The organism is Streptococcus mitis (assembly GCF_023109515.1).
GTDB classification, from domain to species: Bacteria; Bacillota; Bacilli; order Lactobacillales; family Streptococcaceae; genus Streptococcus; species Streptococcus mitis_CS.
In genome coordinates, this window is record NZ_JALDUM010000003.1 from 23,184 (window position 1) to 39,716 (window position 16,533).

Here is a 16,533-nt window from a genome sequence, read left to right on the forward strand (position 1 = left end):
ATAAAATCGATTATTGCACGTTTGCTTTGTTGATCAAGTCAAACAAATCTTTTTTCGTGTCGTTTGGTACTTTACGTACATCAAATTCAACACCAAGGTCACGCATTTTTTCAAATGTAGCAACGTCTTCTTTATCCATAGACAAAACGTTGTTAACCATTGTTTTACCAGTTGAGTGAGCCATTGATCCAACATTAAGAGTTTTGATTGGCACGCCACCTTCGATAGCACGAAGGGCATCTTGAGGTGTTTCAAACAAGATAAGGGCATGTGTTTCTCCGAAGCGAGGGTCTTTTGCAACGTCGATTAGTTTTTGGATAGGAACAACGTTTGCTTTCACTTTACCTGGAGCTGCTTGTTTAATCAATTCTTTACGTAATTCGTCTTTAGCTACGTTATCTGAAGCAACGATGATACGGTCTGCTTTTGAATCTGGAGTCCAAGCAGTTGCAACCTGACCGTGAAGTAAACGAGTGTCTAGACGGGCAAGGTTGATTTTGAGTTTACCGTCTCCGATGACAGTTCCTTCTGGAATAGCAGCTTGGGCAACTGGAGCAGCTGCAGCGCTTGCTACTTCCTCAACTGGGTTGAGCTCTTCTGGAAGAGCCTTGATGCCATCTCTGGCTTCTTTAATGATATTAGCAGCGACTTTTTCTACACCTGCAGTAGCGTCCATCAGGCGCTCTGTGTAGGCTTGGATTAACATCGGTAAGTTAAGTCCTGTGATGATGGCAAACTTACGCTCAGGATTTTCTCCCATCACGCGGCTAGCTTGGTTAAATGGAGATCCACTCCAAAGGTCAGCCAAAACTAGAACCTCATCTTCTGCGTCAAATGCAGCAACAGCGTTATTAAACTTAGCGTATAGATCATCAGGACCTTCATTTGGCATAAAGGTTACAACTTGAACCTTTTCTTGTTCACCAAAGATCATAGATCCTGACTGATGAATACCCGCAGCAAATTCGCCGTGGCTCGCAATAATGATTCCGATACTCATTATTGTCATTCCTCCTTTTTTGTTTTAGTTTTCGTTTAAGAAAACTTTAAGACTTTTTAAGTATAAACCGTTTTCATCTAAAAATCAACTATTTATCATAAAATAATTAAAAAGATTACATCTGAAAATATTGATATATTGAGTTTTAGAGAAGTTTTTTTGAATCCTTATTAAAAAATTTAATATAAAAAAGTTGGAAGCGCATTCCAACTTTTAAAATAGGTTTTTATTAGATTAGTGGGTGAAGTCGAGTACCATACGTCCTTGGATTTGACCTTTTTCCATTTCGTCGAAAATGGCTACGGCATCTTCGACTGGGCGTTTTTAAACAACTGGAACTACCAAACCTTCTGCACCGAATTGGAAGGCTTCTTCCAAGTCTTTACGAGTTCCAACAAGAGAACCGATGACTTGGATTCCATCTAGAACGGTTTTTACGATGCTGAGTTCCATCATTTCAGAAGGAAGACCAACAGCGACTACGCGACCACCGGCACGAACTGAGTCAACAGCCTGATTGAAGGCAACTTTAGATACAGCAGTTACGACAGCTGAATGAGCTCCACCATCAGTTTTTTCCTTGATGAGTCCAGGTACATCATCAACTTCTAGGCCGTTAATAACGATATCAGCACCGACCTCTTTTGCAAGGGCAAGTTTGTCGTTATTGATATCAACTGCGATGACATGAGCATTGAATACTTTTTTAGCGTATTGAACAGCTAGGTTACCAAGTCCACCAGCACCGTAAAGAACAACCCATTGGCCTGGTTCAACTTTTGCTTCTTTAATAGCTTTATAGGTTGTTACACCAGCACATGTGATAGAAGAGGCTTGGGCTGGATCAAGTCCGTCAGGAACTTTAACAGCATAGTCTGCAGTTACGATACATTGTTCAGCCATACCACCATCTACTGAGTAGCCAGCATTTTTCACTGTACGGCAAAGAGTTTCACGGCCAGTTGTACAGTATTCGCAAGTACCACATCCTTCAAAGAACCAAGCAACGCTGACGCGGTCACCGACTTTAAGGCTTTTAACATCTGGGGCAATTTCTTTAACGATACCAACACCTTCGTGTCCTAGGACGCGTCCTGGTACTTGACCAAAGTCACCATGGGCAACGTGGAGGTCAGTGTGGCAAACACCACAGTATTCAATCTCTACAAGTGCTTCTCCAGTTTCAAGTGGACGGAGTACTTTTTCTTCAACAGCAACACCAGTGCTTTCTGGATTTACAACAACAGCTTTCATAGCTATCCTCCTTGATATTAACTGAGAGCAGGAGAAACAGGACTGGATTGATTTTGTGTCAACAGAGTCGAGTATGACGAGCTCTCTTGTATTTATATGTGAAGTATATCACAAAAGAAAGCCTTTTCCAAGGTTTTGGAGGTGAAAAATAGAACAATCGATTAACCGGTTGATGAGACTGTGAAAAGAGCACAAAGACCAGCTCGCAAGCTGGTCAGTATGGATTATAAGAAGAAGTCTTGCAGGGTTTTTGCAACCCCATCTTGGTCATTTGTCAAGGAAATTTGCTCATCTGCATAAGGGAGTAGCTCTGGGTTAGCATTTTTCATTGCATAACCTTTCCCAGCAAAAGCGAGCATTTCGGTATCATTGTGTTCATCTCCAAAGGCAATCAAATCCTTTTTGTCACGATTCATAACCTTGAGCAAGTAGTCCAAAGCAAAGGCCTTGTTGACACCTTTTGGGGTACACTCAAGGATATTGAGCGGACCACCCCAAGTATTAATAGAAAGTTGATGCTGATAGAAGGCGTTCATTTCTTTTGCCAAGGCATATTTGTCACTGGCTCTGGTCTGCAGCAGAATACAGTTAGGATCCTTGGTTACTAATTCTGGCTGAAATTGATCTTCAGGCTGGAAAGCTTCTACACCAAATAGTTTAGGATTGGCAATTTCTTCATTGGGATTTGTGATATAGAATTTTTTACGATATTCTCCAGCGATAAAATCGGCTTGAATGTCCTCTGAACGTCGAACCATATCTAGCAGATATTTTTTGTCTACCGTCAAACACTTTTCGAAGTTCCAAACTTGGTCTGGTAAATGAGTAAGGGAGCCGTTGAAATTAATCATAGGAGTGTTTAAGCCTAGTTCACGGTAAAAATCTTTTGACATGCGGTAAGGGCGCCCTGTCGTAATAATAACTTGATGGCCTTTTTCAGCAACTTTTTTGATGGTTTTTTTGGTAAAGTCAGAAATTTGACTGTCTGAGTTGAGCAGGGTTCCATCCAGGTCAACTGCAATAATTTTTTTCGTCATAGGGACCTTTCTAGTGTCTTTTCAGATAAGATGTCTACTATTATAACAGAAAGCAGGCAGAAAAGCAGATTCGAAACCAAAAAAGAAATTTCATCAAATTCTTAAATAAATCAAACAAAGATATTGAAAAAGTGAATGATAAATGATATAATTCTATTATTGTTCGTAAAAATTAAAAGGAGATTGATAATGGACAAATTATTTAAACTAAAAGAGAACGGTACGGACGTTCGTACAGAGGTTCTCGCTGGTTTAACAACTTTCTTTGCAATGAGTTATATTCTCTTTGTAAACCCACAAATTCTTTCGCAAACAGGAATGCCTGCTCAAGGTGTATTCCTCGCAACGATTATCGGTGCAGTTGCTGGTACCTTGATGATGGCCTTCTACGCTAACTTACCTTATGCTCAAGCGCCAGGTATGGGTCTTAACGCCTTCTTTACATTTACAGTCGTATTTGGACTCGGTTATTCTTGGCAACAAGCCCTAGCTATGGTCTTCATCTGTGGGATTATCTCATTGATTATTACCTTGACAAATGTTCGTAAAATGATCATTGAATCGATTCCAAATGCTCTTCGCTCAGCTATTTCAGCTGGTATCGGTGTCTTCCTTGCCTATGTAGGGATTAAGAATGCTGGACTTTTGAAATTTACGATTGATCCAGGTAACTATACTGTTGTAGGAGAAGGGGCTGACAAAGCTCAAGCGACGATTGCAGCAAACTCTTCAGCAGTTCCAGGCTTGGTCAGCTTTAATAATCCAGCTGTTTTGGTGGCACTTGCAGGACTGGCCATTACTATCTTCTTTGTCATTAAAGGGATTAAAGGAGGAATTATCCTCTCTATCTTGACAACAACTGTTCTTGCTATCGCAGTTGGTTTGGTAGATTTGTCTAGTATCGATTTTGCTAATAACCATGTTGGTGCAGCTTTTGAAGACTTGAAGACAGTCTTTGGTGCAGCTCTTGGTTCAGAAGGTTTGGGAGCTTTGATTTCAGATACAGCTCGCTTGCCTGAAACTCTGATGGCTATTCTTGCCTTCTCATTGACAGATATTTTTGACACGATTGGTACCTTGATCGGTACAGGTGAAAAAGTTGGTATCGTAGCGACAAATGGTGAAAATCACCAATCAGCTAAGTTGGATAAGGCTCTTTACTCTGACTTGATTGGTACTTCAATTGGTGCCATCGCTGGTACTTCGAACGTAACGACTTATGTTGAGTCTGCTGCTGGTATCGGTGCAGGTGGACGTACTGGTTTGACAGCCTTGGTCGTGGCAATCTGTTTTGCAATTTCAAGCTTCTTTAGCCCACTTCTAGCTATCGTACCAACAGCTGCTACAGCTCCAATCTTGATTATCGTTGGGATTATGATGTTGGCTAGCTTGAAAAATATCCATTGGGATGATATGGCTGAAGCGGTTCCTGCCTTCTTCACATCTATCTTTATGGGATTCAGCTACTCTATCACTCAAGGGATTGCAGTTGGTTTCTTGACCTACACCTTGACTAAGCTTGTCAAAGGTCAAGCTAAAGATGTTCATGTAATGATTTGGATTTTGGATGCCTTGTTTATCCTTAACTACATCAGCATGGCCTTATAATAGGATAACCCAGGGGGATTTTCCCCCTTTTTTAATACAAAGGAGATTGTGATTAGCTCGCAAATATATTCAATGATGTTTATTAAGACTAAGGAGGAAAAATCATGAAGGAGAAGAGTATGTGGAAAGAGATAGTGAACAGGGGCAAATGGGTAATTATTTTTTTAGTAGCCCTTCTTTTTTCTCAGCTTCCTTTGGCTTTGTCCTATTTTCTAACAAGTAGACGATTTCCATTGTTGCAATCAGGACTATTAGTAGGGGCCTTATCTCTTGTGGTTTTAACTGTATTTATAATAGGTGCTAGGAAAACACAGTTGGCTAGTTTTGGTTTATCGTTTTTCAAGGCTAAGGATTTGGCTAGATTGGCCTTAAGCTATCTAGTGATTCTTGCCTTTAATATTCTTGGTGTGGTCTTACTGCGTTTGATGAATGAAACAACAACCAGCAATCAATCAAATATTAATGATTTGGTCCAGAATAGTTCCTTAATTTCCAGTTTTTTCTTACTGGTTCTAATAGCTCCTATTTGTGAGGAGATTTTATGTCGAGGAGTGATTCCTAAAAAACTCTTTCGTGGTAAAGAAAATGTGGGTTATATAGTCGGTGCTATTATCTTTGCCTTGCTTCATTTACCGACAAATCTACCTTCTCTTCTTATCTATGGAGGAATGTCAACTGTGCTAACTTGGACAGTTTATAAAACCCAACGTTTGGAAATGTCGATCTTACTTCACATGATTGTTAATGGGGTTGTTTTCTGTTTGTTGGCTCTCGTGGTGATTTTGAGTCGGACATTAGGGATTTCTGTTTAAGATTTTTGACAATTGCTTACTTGTTTCTACTGGGAAAAAGATGAATGCAATCGTGTCCATCTTTTTCTTTTTATGGTAAAATAGAGAAATAATATGGTGAAAAGCCTTGAGGGAGTGACCGATATGTCAACTAAAGCAAATCATGCAAAGACAGCTATTTGTGGAATTATCAATGTAACCCCAGATTCCTTTTCGGACGGTGGTCAATTTTTTGCGCTTGAGCAAGCGCTCCAGCAGGCTCGTAAATTGATAGCAGAAGGGGCTAGTATGCTAGATATCGGTGGAGAATCGACTCGCCCGGGCAGTAGCTATGTTGAGATAGAAGAGGAAATCCAGCGTGTTGTTCCAGTGATTAAAGCGATTCGCAAGGAAAGTGATGTCCTTATTTCTATCGATACTTGGAAGAGTCAGGTGGCAGAGGCTGCTTTGGCTGCTGGTGCCAATCTAGTCAATGATATCACTGGTCTTATGGGTGATGAAAAAATGGCGGATGTGGTTGCTAAGGCTGGTGCGAAAGTGGTCATCATGTTTAATCCAGTCATGGCACGACCTCAGCACCCTAGCTCGCTTATATTTCCTCATTTTGGTTTTGGACAAGCTTTTACAGAGGAAGAGTTAGCTGACTTTGAAATATTGCCAATCGAAGACTTGATGGAGGCTTTCTTTGACAGAGCCTTAGCGAGAGCGAATCAAGCTGGAATCGCACAAGAAAATATCCTGTTGGATCCAGGAATCGGCTTTGGTCTGACCAAGAAAGAAAATTTGCTTCTTTTACGGGACCTGAATAAACTCCATCAGAAGGGCTATCCAATCTTTCTTGGAGTGTCGCGCAAGCGGTTTGTCATCAACATCCTTGAAGAAAATGGTTTTGAAGTCAATCCTGAGACAGAACTTGGTTTCCGCAATCGAGATACGGCTTCGGCTCAGGTAACCAGTATCGCTGCGAGGCAGGGAGTAGAAGTGGTGCGCGTGCATGATGTAGCTAGTCACAGGATGGCAGTTGAAATTGCCTCCGCTATTCGTCTGGCTGATGAAGCGGAAAATCTAGATTTAAAACAATACAAATAAGATGAAAGAAATTGAAAACAATCAGTGGATTGCCAACTATCGGACGGACCAACCGCATTTTGGCTTGGAACGCATGGTGGAACTATTAGCTCTGCGTGGCAATCCCCATCTCAAACTCAAGGTCATCCATATTGGAGGAACCAATGGCAAGGGTTCGACCATTGCTTTTTTGAAAAATATGCTAGAAAAGCTAGGGCTGAGAGTTGGCGTGTTTAGCTCGCCCTATCTCAGTCATTATACGGATCAGATTAGCATCAATGGGGAATCCATTCCAGAAGCGAGACTAGAAGCTCTCATGTCAGACTATCGATCTTTGCTTGAGGGGGAATCGGCTGCCAATTTGCGGGGAACAACCGAGTTTGAAATTATCACCGCCATAGCTTATGATTACTTTGCCTCAGAGCAAGTAGATGTGGTCATCATGGAAGTGGGCATGGGTGGCCTTCTGGATAGTACCAATGTCTGCCAGCCCATTTTGACAGGAATTACAACCATTGGATTGGACCATGTAGCCTTACTTGGGGACACCTTGGAAGCCATAGCAGAGCATAAAGCTGGTATTATCAAACAAGGTATTCCTTCGGTAACAGGTTGCATTGCTCCAGAAGCGCTAGCTGTGATTGACTCTATTGCAGAAGCAAAAAATGCGCCGAGAATTGCCTATGGGGCAGATTATCAAGTTAGTCATCAAAAGAGTGTGGTTACGGGTGAAGTCTTTGACTATACAAGTGTTGTCAGACAAGGTCGCTTCCAGACTGGCCTGCTTGGTTTGCACCAGATAGAGAATGCTGGGATGGCCATAGCTTTACTTGATACTTTTTGTCAAGAAGATGGTCGAGAGCTAGCAAGCAATCACTTGCTTGCTCAAGCTTTGGAAGAAACAAGTTGGCCAGGGCGTTTGGAAATCGTGTCAAGAGATCCCTTGATGATTTTGGATGGAGCCCACAATCCCCATGCTATTAAGGCTTTATTAGCAACCTTGCAAGAACGTTTTGCAGATTATCATAAGGAAATCCTATTTACCTGTATCAAAACCAAGGCCTTGGAGGATATGTTGGACTTGCTGGGGACACTACCAGATACCGAGCTTACCTTGACCCATTTTGACGATAGTCGGGCGACTGATGAAAGCATGCTGAAAGAGGCAGTTAGGTCTAGAAATCTCAGCTACCAAGGTTGGCAGGATTTTCTAGAGCAGAAATTGACAGATAAAAAAGAAGAGAAACAAACAGTTAGGATTGTCACGGGTTCCTTGTATTTCTTGAGCCAAGTGAGAGCCTATCTGATGGAGAGGAAAAACGAAAATGGATACACAAAAGATTGAAGCAGCTGTAAAAATGATTATCGAGGCTGTAGGAGAGGACGTTAACCGTGAGGGCTTGCAGGAAACGCCTGCTCGAGTGGCCCGTATGTACCAAGAGATTTTTTCAGGTCTTGGTCAAACAGCGGAGGAACATTTGTCAAAATCTTTTGAGATTATTGACGATAATATGGTGGTAGAAAAGGATATTTTTTTCCATACCATGTGTGAACACCACTTCTTGCCATTTTATGGGAGAGCGCATATTGCCTATATTCCAGATGGCCGTGTAGCAGGTTTGTCTAAGCTAGCCCGTACGGTTGAAGTTTATTCTAAAAAGCCGCAAATTCAAGAACGTTTGAATATCGAAGTGGCCGATGCCTTGATGGACTATCTAGGTGCTAAAGGAGCCTTTGTTGTCATTGAGGCGGAACATATGTGTATGAGCATGCGTGGTGTTAGAAAACCAGGCACTGCAACCTTGACGACAGTAGCTCGTGGTCTATTTGAAACAGATAAGGACCTTCGAGATCAGGCTTATCGTTTAATGGGACTATAATACTCTTCGAAAATCAAATTCAAACCACGTCAGCTTCCATCTGCAACCTCAAAACAGTGTTTTGAGCAGCCTGCGGCTAGCTTCTTAGTTTGCTCTTTGATTTTCATTGAGTATAAAAAGAATCCGCTTTAGGCGGATTTTTCTAGAAAGGAATCATTATGGATCAACTGCAGATTAAGGATTTGGAAATTTTTGCCTATCATGGTCTTTTTCCTAGTGAGAAGGAATTGGGGCAGAAGTTTGTTATTTCCGCAATCCTATCCTATGATATGACCAAGGCGGCTACAGACTTGGATTTAACGGCTTCTGTCCATTATGGAGAACTGTGTCAGCAGTGGACGACTTGGTTTCAGGAAACAACTGAGGACTTGATTGAAACGGTAGCCTACAAACTGGTAGAACGTACCTTTGAGGCCTATCCTCTTGTCCAAGAAATGAAGCTGGAACTGAAAAAACCTTGGGCGCCAGTGCATTTGCCACTAGATACTTGCTCGGTAACCATTCATCGCCGCAAGCAACGAGCCTTTATCGCCCTAGGAAGCAATATGGGAGATAAACAAGCAAACTTGAAACAAGCCATTGAGAACATGCGAAATCAAGGTATCCATATTCTCAAAGAGTCCAGTGTCTTGACGACGGAGCCTTGGGGTGGTGTGGAGCAAGATAGTTTTGCTAATCAAGTGGTTGAGGTTGAAACCTGGTTGCCTGCCCCAGTTCTATTAGAGACCTTGTTAGCCATTGAGTCAGAGATGGGACGGGTGCGAGAAGTACATTGGGGGCCTCGTTTGATTGATTTGGACTTGCTCTTTGTGGAGGATCAGATTCTTTATACAGACGACCTCATCTTGCCTCATCCTTATATAGCAGAACGTCTTTTTGTTCTTGAATCTCTTCAAGAAATTGCGCCTCATTTTATCCATCCTACATTAAAGCAACCTATCCGCAACTTGTATAATGCTTTGAAACAATAGAAAAAACTCTAGTTTTCAGTCGTTTGTAACTGAAGGCTAGAGTTTTTAAAATAGGTCATTTTCTTCTGGGAGGAGGATAGTCTCTCTACCATCCATGTCTAAAACCAGAACTCTCGGGGGATAAAGAGGGTCGAAAGGATGGTTAAAGTCAAAATCAATGGCTGTAGGGAGGTGTTGACTTGAGAAGTGGAAGGTAATTTTTCCTTGGTTATTAAGCAATTGAAACTCGAGTTCTTCTTCCAATTCAAAGACATTTTTTAAGAAATGGTCGATGATATACCAAAATGAGTCAATAACGTCATCAGGCAAGCTGGTAACAATGCCAAAACTAGCTGACCGCATGTGGGTATTGGTAAAAGCCATATTTCTTCCCCCTTTCTTTTCCCTTATCATACAGCAAATAGGATTAAAAATCAAGAAAAGGTGATTTTTTCTTCATAAACATAGCTTCCTATGAAATTTTTTCAAATAATCTTCAAAAAACGCTTGAAAGTGTTTACAAATAGTGATAAAATGGAATAAGTGGAATCATGAAAACGAAATTTTCATACCGTCTCTTTTTTTGGAGTCTCGTGAGGTATGATATAGAAAGGAAATGGAATGAATACAGACGATACAGTAACGATTTATGATGTCGCCCGTGAAGCAGGAGTTTCAATGGCGACGGTTAGCCGTGTAGTCAATGGCAATAAGAATGTAAAAGAGAATACTCGAAAAAAAGTGCTTGAGGTGATTGACCGTTTAGATTACCGTCCAAATGCAGTGGCGCGTGGTCTTGCAAGTAAAAAGACAACTACTGTCGGTGTCGTGATCCCAAATATTACCAATGGCTATTTCTCAACGCTTGCTAAAGGGATTGATGATATCGCTGAAATGTACAAGTACAATATCGTCCTTGCCAATAGTGATGAGGATGATGACAAGGAAGTTTCAGTTGTCAATACACTGTTTTCTAAGCAAGTGGATGGTATCATCTTTATGGGATATCACTTGACTGAAAAAATTCGTTCAGAGTTTTCTCGCTCTCGGACACCAGTTGTTCTTGCAGGAACTGTGGATGTAGAACATCAGCTTCCAAGTGTCAATATTGACTACAAACAAGCTACGATTGATGCAGTGACCTACCTTGCTAAAGAAAATGAGCGCATTGCTTTCGTTAGCGGTCCACTAGTGGATGATATCAATGGTAAGGTTCGTTTGGTTGGCTACAAGGAAGCCTTGAAAAAAGCAGGTATTTCTTATAGCGAAGGATTGGTATTTGAATCTAAATACACTTATGAAGACGGTTATGCCTTGGCAGAACGCTTGATTTCATCAAACGCAACTGCAGCAGTTGTAACAGGTGATGAACTGGCAGCAGGTGTCTTGAACGGCCTTGCTGATAAGGGTGTATCAGTACCAGAAGAGTTTGAAATTATTACTAGTGATGATTCGCAAGTCTCACGCTTTACCCGTCCAAACTTGACAACTATTGCCCAACCTCTTTATGACCTTGGTGCCATAAGTATGCGTATGTTGACTAAGATTATGCACAAGGAAGAGTTGGAAGAACGTGAAGTTCTCTTACCTCATGGTTTGACAGAACGTCGCTCAACACGAAAACGTAAATAGAAAAAATCAGGGAATCGTGAAGATTTCCTGATTTGTTTTTAGAGGAGGGAATTATACTCAATGAAAATCAAAGAGCAAACTAGGAAGCTAGTCGCAGGTTGCTCAAAGCACTGCTTTGAGGTTGCAGATAGAACTGACGAAGTCAATAACCATACATACGGTAAGGCGACGTTGACGCGGTTTGAAGAGATTTTCGAAGAGACTTAACCTTCCATATAGTCTTTCAAAGCCTGTCCTGTTAGTCCGGCATTGAGGGCAATGAGGAGCTTTAGGCGGGCTTTTTGGGCGTTGAGTTCTTTAACAAAGAAGACACCAGATTTTTGCAACTGCACGCCCCCACCTTGGTAGGCATAAACAGGTTCCGCTATACCGTTAAAGCATCGTGAAACCAGGGCGACTGGGATTCCTTTTTGCAGAAGGCTTTCTAATTTTTGAGCCGTTTCTTTGGGAATATTACCAGCTCCGAAGGCTTGGATAATCAAACCGTCCAATTGTTCCAAATCCAGCATATCAATCAGCTCATCTGTCATACCAGCATAAGCCGAGATGATAGGGACTAAGCCTTGTATGTGATTAAGGTCAAAGCGAACACGGGGCTCAGCTGTTTTGAAGTAGAGGATTTCCTGTTTCATAATCAGACCAAGTGGCCCGTGTGTTGGGGTCTGGAAGGTGCCGACGTTGGTCGTATGTGTTTTGGTAACATACTTGGCAGCGTGGATTTCATCGTTCATAACAACCAAAACTCCTTTGTCAGCAGCCCTGTCATCACTAGCCACCCGTAAAGCACTCAGATAGTTATAAACACCGTCACTACCGAGTTCATTGGAGCTGCGCATGGCCCCTGTTAGAACGATAGGCATATGGGGGACTTCCATGGTATCAAGGAAATAGGCTGTTTCCTCTAAAGTATCGGTCCCGTGTGTGATCACCACTCCATCGTAGTTAGCAGCTTCCTCTTTAATTTTCTGGTAGAGAGCCAGCATATGCTTGGGTTTGATATGGGGACTTGGCAGGTTAAAAAAGTCTAAGGCGTGGACTTGGATTCCTTCAAGTGGGTTGGACACATGGTTCATGGGATTATCTGAACTTGTCACAACAGCGCCAGAAGCATCGGCCTGCATAGAAATAGTCCCACCCGTATGTAAAACAAGGATTTTCTTAGGCATGATTTACTCACTCTTTCTGAAATGTGGTATAATCATTGTATCACAAAAGGGGAGATTGGGATAGGATGGAAGTCAAAGCTGTTTTTTTTGATATCGATGGAACCTTGGTCAACGATCGCAAGAGTGTTTTGAAATCCACTAAGGATGCGATTAAAATCATCAAAGAACAAGGGGTGCTTGTCGGCGTAGCGACAGGTCGAGGACCTTTTTTTGTTAAGGAATTGATGGACGATTTGGATTTGGACTTTGCGGTAACCTATAATGGCCAGTATATCTTTACTAAAGACAAAGTCCTGTTCACGAGCCCTATTTCCAAGTTACACTTGCGCCAGCTAATTACTTATGCTAAAAAAGAGGGCAAGGAGATTGCCCTAGGGACCAAGGATGCCATGTTGGGTTCTAAAATCATGTCCTTTGGTTTGGGTTCTTTTTCCCAACGAATCAGTCGCTTCGTTCCCTCTATTTTAACTCGGACGGTGAGTCATTCCTTTAATCGTATGGTCAGCAAGGTTGTTCCCCAAAAGGAAGAAGACCTGCTTCATCTGATGAATCAGCCTATCTACCAAGTTTTGATGCTTATGACACCAGAAGAATCTGAGAAGGCAGCAGCTGATTTTGAAGATTTGAAATTGACACGTAGCAATCCTTTTGCAGCAGATGTCATCAATCAAGGAAACTCTAAATTGGAAGGCATTCGACGAGTTGGGAAAGAATATGGTTTTGATCTCAACCAAGTCATGGCCTTTGGTGACTCCGATAACGACCTAGAAATGCTGGCGGGTGTCGGTATGTCGGTCGCTATGGGAAATGGTAGTAGCAGTGTCAAGGAAGTTGCCAAGCATATCACAACTAGCAATCAGCAAGACGGAATCCACAAGGCCTTGGAACATTTTGGTGTTCTAGCTTCAGAAAAAGTCTTTGTCAGCCGTGACTATCATTTCAATAAGGTCAAGACCTTCCACCACATGATGGATGAACGAACCCAAGAAGAACCTCGAGCTTGGGATTTAGAAGGTGCAACCCACAGGGCTGGCTTTAAAATAGAAGAATTGGTGGAGTTTGTTCGAGCAGCCAGTCCCTCTGAAGAGGATTTTGGTCAAGCTTTATCGCAACTTCATCAGGCCCTTGATAAGGCAGCAGATAAAGTAGCCAAGAAGACACCTGCACAGCAAGATTTGGTAGGGCAGGTAGATGCCCTGATTGATACGCTTTACTTCACCTACGGTAGTTTTGTTTTGATGGGGGTGGACCCAGAACGTATTTTTGATATTGTCCATCAGGCCAATATGGGGAAAATTTTTCCAGATGGCAAGGCTCATTTTGATCCAGTGACCCACAAAATCTTAAAGCCAGATGATTGGGAAGAAAAATATGCTCCAGAACCTGCTATTAAAAAGGAACTGCAGCGCCAGCTCAAGGCTTATGAACGCCATAAAGAGAGAAATAAATAGTAAACAAAAAGGAGCTCTGAGCTCCTTTTCTTGGTGATTATAAGGTTTTTTCTTGTTCTCTCACAACCAGCAAATCGACCTTAGCATGGCGGAGAATGTATTCAGATGAAGAGCCGACCAAGAGGCGTTCAAAGGCGTTGAGACCAGTTGCGCCAACGAGGATGAGGTCCACTTCCTCAGCATCTGGAATAGTACGTGCTAGTAGGGTCTTTGGATTTCCCATTTCAATGACGATATGAACATCTGCCACACCAGCATCTTTAGCACGTTTTTCGTACTCTTTCATCAGACTTTCAGCGTCGACTTGGAGTTCTTCATAAACTTCAGCATCAAAGGTGGATACGCTTTGGAGAGCGCGTGTGTCAATGACATGTGCGATGGTGAGTTTAGCGTCGTTCCGTAGAGCAGAATGAACTCCCTTGACAAAAGCCAAGTCCGCTTCTTTAGAACCATCGATTGCGACCATGATATTTTGGTAACGTTGTGCCATAATGAAACCTCCTGAAATTTTCTTACTATAATTGTAAACCTTTTCACTATAGAAGTAAAGCAAAAAAAGTATTTTTCAAAAGAATGTTAGTGCTTAAAAACTATATAAATATATGATAAAATAAAAGAAAGGATAGCAGGAAAGAAGTGAAGGAGGGAGAATGATGAAGCACTCTTTTCAAGAAACAAAAAATTCAAATTTCCTTTATTATGGAATCATCCTAGTTTCAGTCTTGCTAGAAGTTATCATGGTCTGGCAATTAGAGAAGCTAATTCCGCTTCTCTATCCAGGTTTTGTTGGCTTTTTAGTCTTTCACCTACTCTACCATTTTCTATTATTCCTGGTTGCAAAACGAAGTGGGCGTTGGGATTACTTGATGATATGGGGGCTTTTCCTCATGTTCAATCTTCTTTATGACTCCTTTTTAGGCTTGCTTTTTCTAGGTTTATCTTTTGGTATGTGATGTGACTTTCGCAAAATACCTGCTATCTCCCCTGTCTTGACCTCGCTTTTAGCGAGGTTTTTCTTCTGTAGAATTTTAGTAACACATTTCAGTAAACTTGTCGCATTTTCTTTCTAGTGGTATAATGTTACTATCCTGATGAATTGAGGAAACAAGATGAAAGAATATAACAAGTCTAGTAAGTTAGAGCATGTTGCTTATGATATCCGTGGTCCTGTTTTAGAAGAAGCTATGCGGATGCGAGCAAACGGAGAAAAGATTTTACGTCTGAATACAGGAAATCCGGCAGAATTTGGCTTTACAGCGCCAGACGAGGTCATTCATGACTTGATTATGAATGCGCGTGATAGTGAAGGATATTCTGATTCCAAGGGGATTTTCTCAGCCCGTAAGGCCATCATGCAGTATTGCCAGTTGAAGAAATTCCCAAATGTGGATATTGATGATATTTACCTTGGAAATGGTGTCAGTGAGCTGATTGTTATGTCCATGCAGGGGCTTTTGGACAACGGAGATGAGGTCTTGGTGCCTATGCCAGACTATCCTCTCTGGACAGCCGCTGTCAGCCTAGCTGGAGGAAATGCCGTTCACTATATCTGTGATGAAGCTGCAGAATGGTACCCAGATATTGACGATATCAAGTCAAAAATCACTTCCAATACCAAGGCAATCGTCCTTATCAATCCAAACAACCCAACTGGAGCCCTTTATCCTAAGGAACTTTTGCTGGAGATTATTGAGATTGCCCGTCAGAACGATTTGATTATCTTTGCGGATGAAATTTACGACCGCATGGTAATGGATGGACATGTGCATACGCCTGTGGCGAGCTTGGCACCAGATGTTTTCTGTGTCAGCATGAATGGTCTGTCAAAATCCCATCGTATCGCTGGTTTCCGTGTGGGTTGGATGGTCTTGTCTGGACCAAAGACTCATGTCAAGGGCTATATCGAAGGGCTCAATATGCTGTCCAATATGCGACTTTGCTCTAATGTTTTGGCTCAACAGGTCGTACAAACTTCCCTAGGTGGTCACCAGTCGGTCGATGAATTGCTTCTTCCTGGTGGACGAATTTACGAGCAAAGAAATTTCATCTACAATGCCATTCAAGATATTCCAGGTTTGTCTGCGGTTAAACCCAAGGCTGGACTCTATATCTTCCCTAAAATCGATCGCAATATGTACCGTATCGATGATGATGAACAGTTTGTCCTTGATTTCTTGAAACAGGAAAAGGTTCTCTTGGTTCATGGTCGAGGCTTCAACTGGCAGGAACCAGACCACTTCCGTATCGTTTACCTTCCTCGTGTTGATGAACTAGCCCAAATCCAAGAAAAGATGACTCGTTTCTTGAAACAGTATCGTAGATAGGGCTTACATTCGAAAAAGCTGGAAACATTTGCCTAGAGCTATTGACAAAAGTAAAAGAATCAGATAGAATAGTAAAGTATGTTTAGTAACTGATCACTTTATAGCCGGCTAAACGAATACAAAATCTATGAGGAGGTATTCATCGTGAAACGTACTTATCAACCAAGTAAACTTCGTCGTGCGCGCAAACACGGATTCCGTAACCGTATGTCAACTAAAAACGGTCGTCGCGTATTGGCAGCTCGTCGTCGTAAAGGACGCAAAGTTTTGGCTGCATAATCCAAACGAATTCTATCAAAAATCAGTAGGAACTCGAGTCTACTGATTTTTATTTTTGTAAAAAAGTACAAAAAGCTTTATATTTTTGCTCAA

17 protein-coding genes and 1 pseudogene are annotated in these 16,533 nt (G+C 41.8%); 12 read left to right on the forward strand and 6 right to left on the reverse strand.

Annotation, left to right across the window (positions count from 1 at the left end):
* Positions 1-10 precede the first annotated feature (10 nt).
* The 3 genes and pseudogenes from M1G05_RS07630 to M1G05_RS07640 all read right to left on the reverse strand — a co-directional run bounded on the left by M1G05_RS07630 (position 11) and on the right by M1G05_RS07640 (position 3,291).
* Entirely contained in the window at positions 11-1,000 is a 990-nt protein-coding gene (locus tag M1G05_RS07630; protein WP_247953465.1) for a PTS sugar transporter subunit IIB, read from the reverse strand.
* Between the two features lie 234 nt (positions 1,001-1,234).
* Positions 1,235-2,254 (reverse strand): annotated as a pseudogene (gene adhP, locus M1G05_RS07635) (alcohol dehydrogenase AdhP).
* Between the two features lie 224 nt (positions 2,255-2,478).
* A complete protein-coding gene (locus M1G05_RS07640; RefSeq protein WP_247953466.1) occupies positions 2,479-3,291 on the reverse strand; it encodes a Cof-type HAD-IIB family hydrolase in 813 nt (270 codons plus the stop codon).
* 189 nt (positions 3,292-3,480) lie between these two features.
* Between M1G05_RS07640 and M1G05_RS07645 the strand changes: the two genes are divergently transcribed.
* From M1G05_RS07645 to folK, 6 genes are all read left to right on the forward strand, one after another.
* Positions 3,481-4,899, forward strand: a complete 1,419-nt coding sequence (locus tag M1G05_RS07645) for an NCS2 family permease (RefSeq protein ID WP_247953467.1) — start codon at positions 3,481-3,483, stop codon at positions 4,897-4,899.
* Between the two features lie 104 nt (positions 4,900-5,003).
* The gene (locus M1G05_RS07650; protein ID WP_247953468.1) at positions 5,004-5,711 is read left to right on the forward strand and encodes a CPBP family intramembrane glutamic endopeptidase; all 708 of its coding nucleotides are present in this window, start codon (positions 5,004-5,006) and stop codon (positions 5,709-5,711) included.
* A gap of 93 nt (positions 5,712-5,804) precedes the next feature.
* A complete protein-coding gene (gene folP / locus M1G05_RS07655) occupies positions 5,805-6,779 on the forward strand; it encodes a dihydropteroate synthase (protein ID WP_247953469.1) in 975 nt (324 codons plus the stop codon).
* Position 6,780: 1 nt separating this feature from the next.
* Positions 6,781-8,103: a bifunctional folylpolyglutamate synthase/dihydrofolate synthase gene (locus M1G05_RS07660; protein WP_247953470.1), complete on the forward strand. Its 1,323-nt coding sequence runs from the start codon at positions 6,781-6,783 to the stop codon at positions 8,101-8,103.
* The gene (gene folE, locus M1G05_RS07665; RefSeq protein WP_000380921.1) at positions 8,084-8,638 is read left to right on the forward strand and encodes a GTP cyclohydrolase I FolE; all 555 of its coding nucleotides are present in this window, start codon (positions 8,084-8,086) and stop codon (positions 8,636-8,638) included. Before M1G05_RS07660 ends, folE begins: the two co-directional genes overlap by 20 nt.
* Before the next feature lie 158 nt (positions 8,639-8,796).
* Positions 8,797-9,609: a 2-amino-4-hydroxy-6-hydroxymethyldihydropteridine diphosphokinase gene (gene folK / locus M1G05_RS07670; RefSeq protein WP_247953471.1), complete on the forward strand. Its 813-nt coding sequence runs from the start codon at positions 8,797-8,799 to the stop codon at positions 9,607-9,609.
* Positions 9,610-9,654: 45 nt separating this feature from the next.
* Here folK and M1G05_RS07675 read toward each other — a convergent pair whose 3' ends face one another.
* Complete coding sequence (locus M1G05_RS07675; protein WP_000886035.1) at positions 9,655-9,972, reverse strand: DUF960 domain-containing protein; 318 nt, start codon at positions 9,970-9,972, stop codon at positions 9,655-9,657.
* 237 nt (positions 9,973-10,209) lie between these two features.
* Between M1G05_RS07675 and ccpA the strand changes: the two genes are divergently transcribed.
* On the forward strand, positions 10,210-11,220 hold the full coding sequence (gene ccpA, locus M1G05_RS07680) for a catabolite control protein A (RefSeq protein WP_001090628.1): 1,011 nt from the start codon (positions 10,210-10,212) through the stop codon (positions 11,218-11,220).
* 60 nt (positions 11,221-11,280) lie between these two features.
* Entirely contained in the window at positions 11,281-11,427 is a 147-nt protein-coding gene (locus tag M1G05_RS07685; protein WP_247953472.1) for a hypothetical protein, read from the forward strand.
* Here the strand turns inward: M1G05_RS07685 and M1G05_RS07690 are convergent.
* On the reverse strand, positions 11,424-12,386 hold the full coding sequence (locus M1G05_RS07690) for an asparaginase (protein ID WP_247953473.1): 963 nt from the start codon (positions 12,384-12,386) through the stop codon (positions 11,424-11,426). The genes M1G05_RS07685 and M1G05_RS07690 overlap by 4 nt on opposite strands.
* A 65-nt stretch (positions 12,387-12,451) precedes the next feature.
* Between M1G05_RS07690 and M1G05_RS07695 the strand changes: the two genes are divergently transcribed.
* Positions 12,452-13,837: a Cof-type HAD-IIB family hydrolase gene (locus M1G05_RS07695; RefSeq protein ID WP_247953474.1), complete on the forward strand. Its 1,386-nt coding sequence runs from the start codon at positions 12,452-12,454 to the stop codon at positions 13,835-13,837.
* 37 nt (positions 13,838-13,874) lie between these two features.
* Here M1G05_RS07695 and M1G05_RS07700 read toward each other — a convergent pair whose 3' ends face one another.
* Positions 13,875-14,327 carry a universal stress protein gene (locus M1G05_RS07700; RefSeq protein WP_000079148.1) on the reverse strand — a complete coding sequence of 151 codons (453 nt, stop codon included), beginning with the start codon at positions 14,325-14,327 and terminating at the stop codon, positions 13,875-13,877.
* 160 nt (positions 14,328-14,487) lie between these two features.
* Here M1G05_RS07700 and M1G05_RS07705 point away from each other — a divergent pair, with 160 nt between their 5' ends.
* The 3 genes from M1G05_RS07705 (at position 14,488) to rpmH (ending at position 16,440) form a co-directional block, all read left to right on the forward strand.
* Positions 14,488-14,790, forward strand: coding sequence for a hypothetical protein (locus M1G05_RS07705; protein ID WP_247953475.1), 303 nt, complete (start codon positions 14,488-14,490; stop codon positions 14,788-14,790).
* Positions 14,791-14,946: 156 nt separating this feature from the next.
* Positions 14,947-16,161 carry a pyridoxal phosphate-dependent aminotransferase gene (locus M1G05_RS07710; RefSeq protein WP_000666455.1) on the forward strand — a complete coding sequence of 405 codons (1,215 nt, stop codon included), beginning with the start codon at positions 14,947-14,949 and terminating at the stop codon, positions 16,159-16,161.
* Between the two features lie 144 nt (positions 16,162-16,305).
* Entirely contained in the window at positions 16,306-16,440 is a 135-nt protein-coding gene (gene rpmH, locus M1G05_RS07715; protein WP_000831905.1) for a 50S ribosomal protein L34, read from the forward strand.
* The last annotated feature ends 93 nt before the right edge of the window (positions 16,441-16,533 follow it).

What these genes read in the sequence shown, in the direction of transcription:
- M1G05_RS07630 (WP_247953465.1), bottom strand. Translation starts at nt 1,000, where the DNA reads ATGAGTATCGGAATCATTATTGCGAGCCACGGCGAATTTGCTGCGGGT.
- M1G05_RS07640 (WP_247953466.1), bottom strand. Translation starts at nt 3,291, where the DNA reads ATGACGAAAAAAATTATTGCAGTTGACCTGGATGGAACCCTGCTCAAC.
- M1G05_RS07645 (WP_247953467.1), top strand. Translation starts at nt 3,481, where the DNA reads ATGGACAAATTATTTAAACTAAAAGAGAACGGTACGGACGTTCGTACA.
- M1G05_RS07650 (WP_247953468.1), top strand. Translation starts at nt 5,004, where the DNA reads ATGAAGGAGAAGAGTATGTGGAAAGAGATAGTGAACAGGGGCAAATGG.
- folP (WP_247953469.1), top strand. Translation starts at nt 5,805, where the DNA reads ATGGTGAAAAGCCTTGAGGGAGTGACCGATATGTCAACTAAAGCAAAT.
- M1G05_RS07660 (WP_247953470.1), top strand. Translation starts at nt 6,781, where the DNA reads ATGAAAGAAATTGAAAACAATCAGTGGATTGCCAACTATCGGACGGAC.
- folE (WP_000380921.1), top strand. Translation starts at nt 8,084, where the DNA reads ATGGATACACAAAAGATTGAAGCAGCTGTAAAAATGATTATCGAGGCT.
- folK (WP_247953471.1), top strand. Translation starts at nt 8,797, where the DNA reads ATGGATCAACTGCAGATTAAGGATTTGGAAATTTTTGCCTATCATGGT.
- M1G05_RS07675 (WP_000886035.1), bottom strand. Translation starts at nt 9,972, where the DNA reads ATGGCTTTTACCAATACCCACATGCGGTCAGCTAGTTTTGGCATTGTT.
- ccpA (WP_001090628.1), top strand. Translation starts at nt 10,210, where the DNA reads ATGAATACAGACGATACAGTAACGATTTATGATGTCGCCCGTGAAGCA.
- M1G05_RS07685 (WP_247953472.1), top strand. Translation starts at nt 11,281, where the DNA reads ATGAAAATCAAAGAGCAAACTAGGAAGCTAGTCGCAGGTTGCTCAAAG.
- M1G05_RS07690 (WP_247953473.1), bottom strand. Translation starts at nt 12,386, where the DNA reads ATGCCTAAGAAAATCCTTGTTTTACATACGGGTGGGACTATTTCTATG.
- M1G05_RS07695 (WP_247953474.1), top strand. Translation starts at nt 12,452, where the DNA reads ATGGAAGTCAAAGCTGTTTTTTTTGATATCGATGGAACCTTGGTCAAC.
- M1G05_RS07700 (WP_000079148.1), bottom strand. Translation starts at nt 14,327, where the DNA reads ATGGCACAACGTTACCAAAATATCATGGTCGCAATCGATGGTTCTAAA.
- M1G05_RS07705 (WP_247953475.1), top strand. Translation starts at nt 14,488, where the DNA reads ATGATGAAGCACTCTTTTCAAGAAACAAAAAATTCAAATTTCCTTTAT.
- M1G05_RS07710 (WP_000666455.1), top strand. Translation starts at nt 14,947, where the DNA reads ATGAAAGAATATAACAAGTCTAGTAAGTTAGAGCATGTTGCTTATGAT.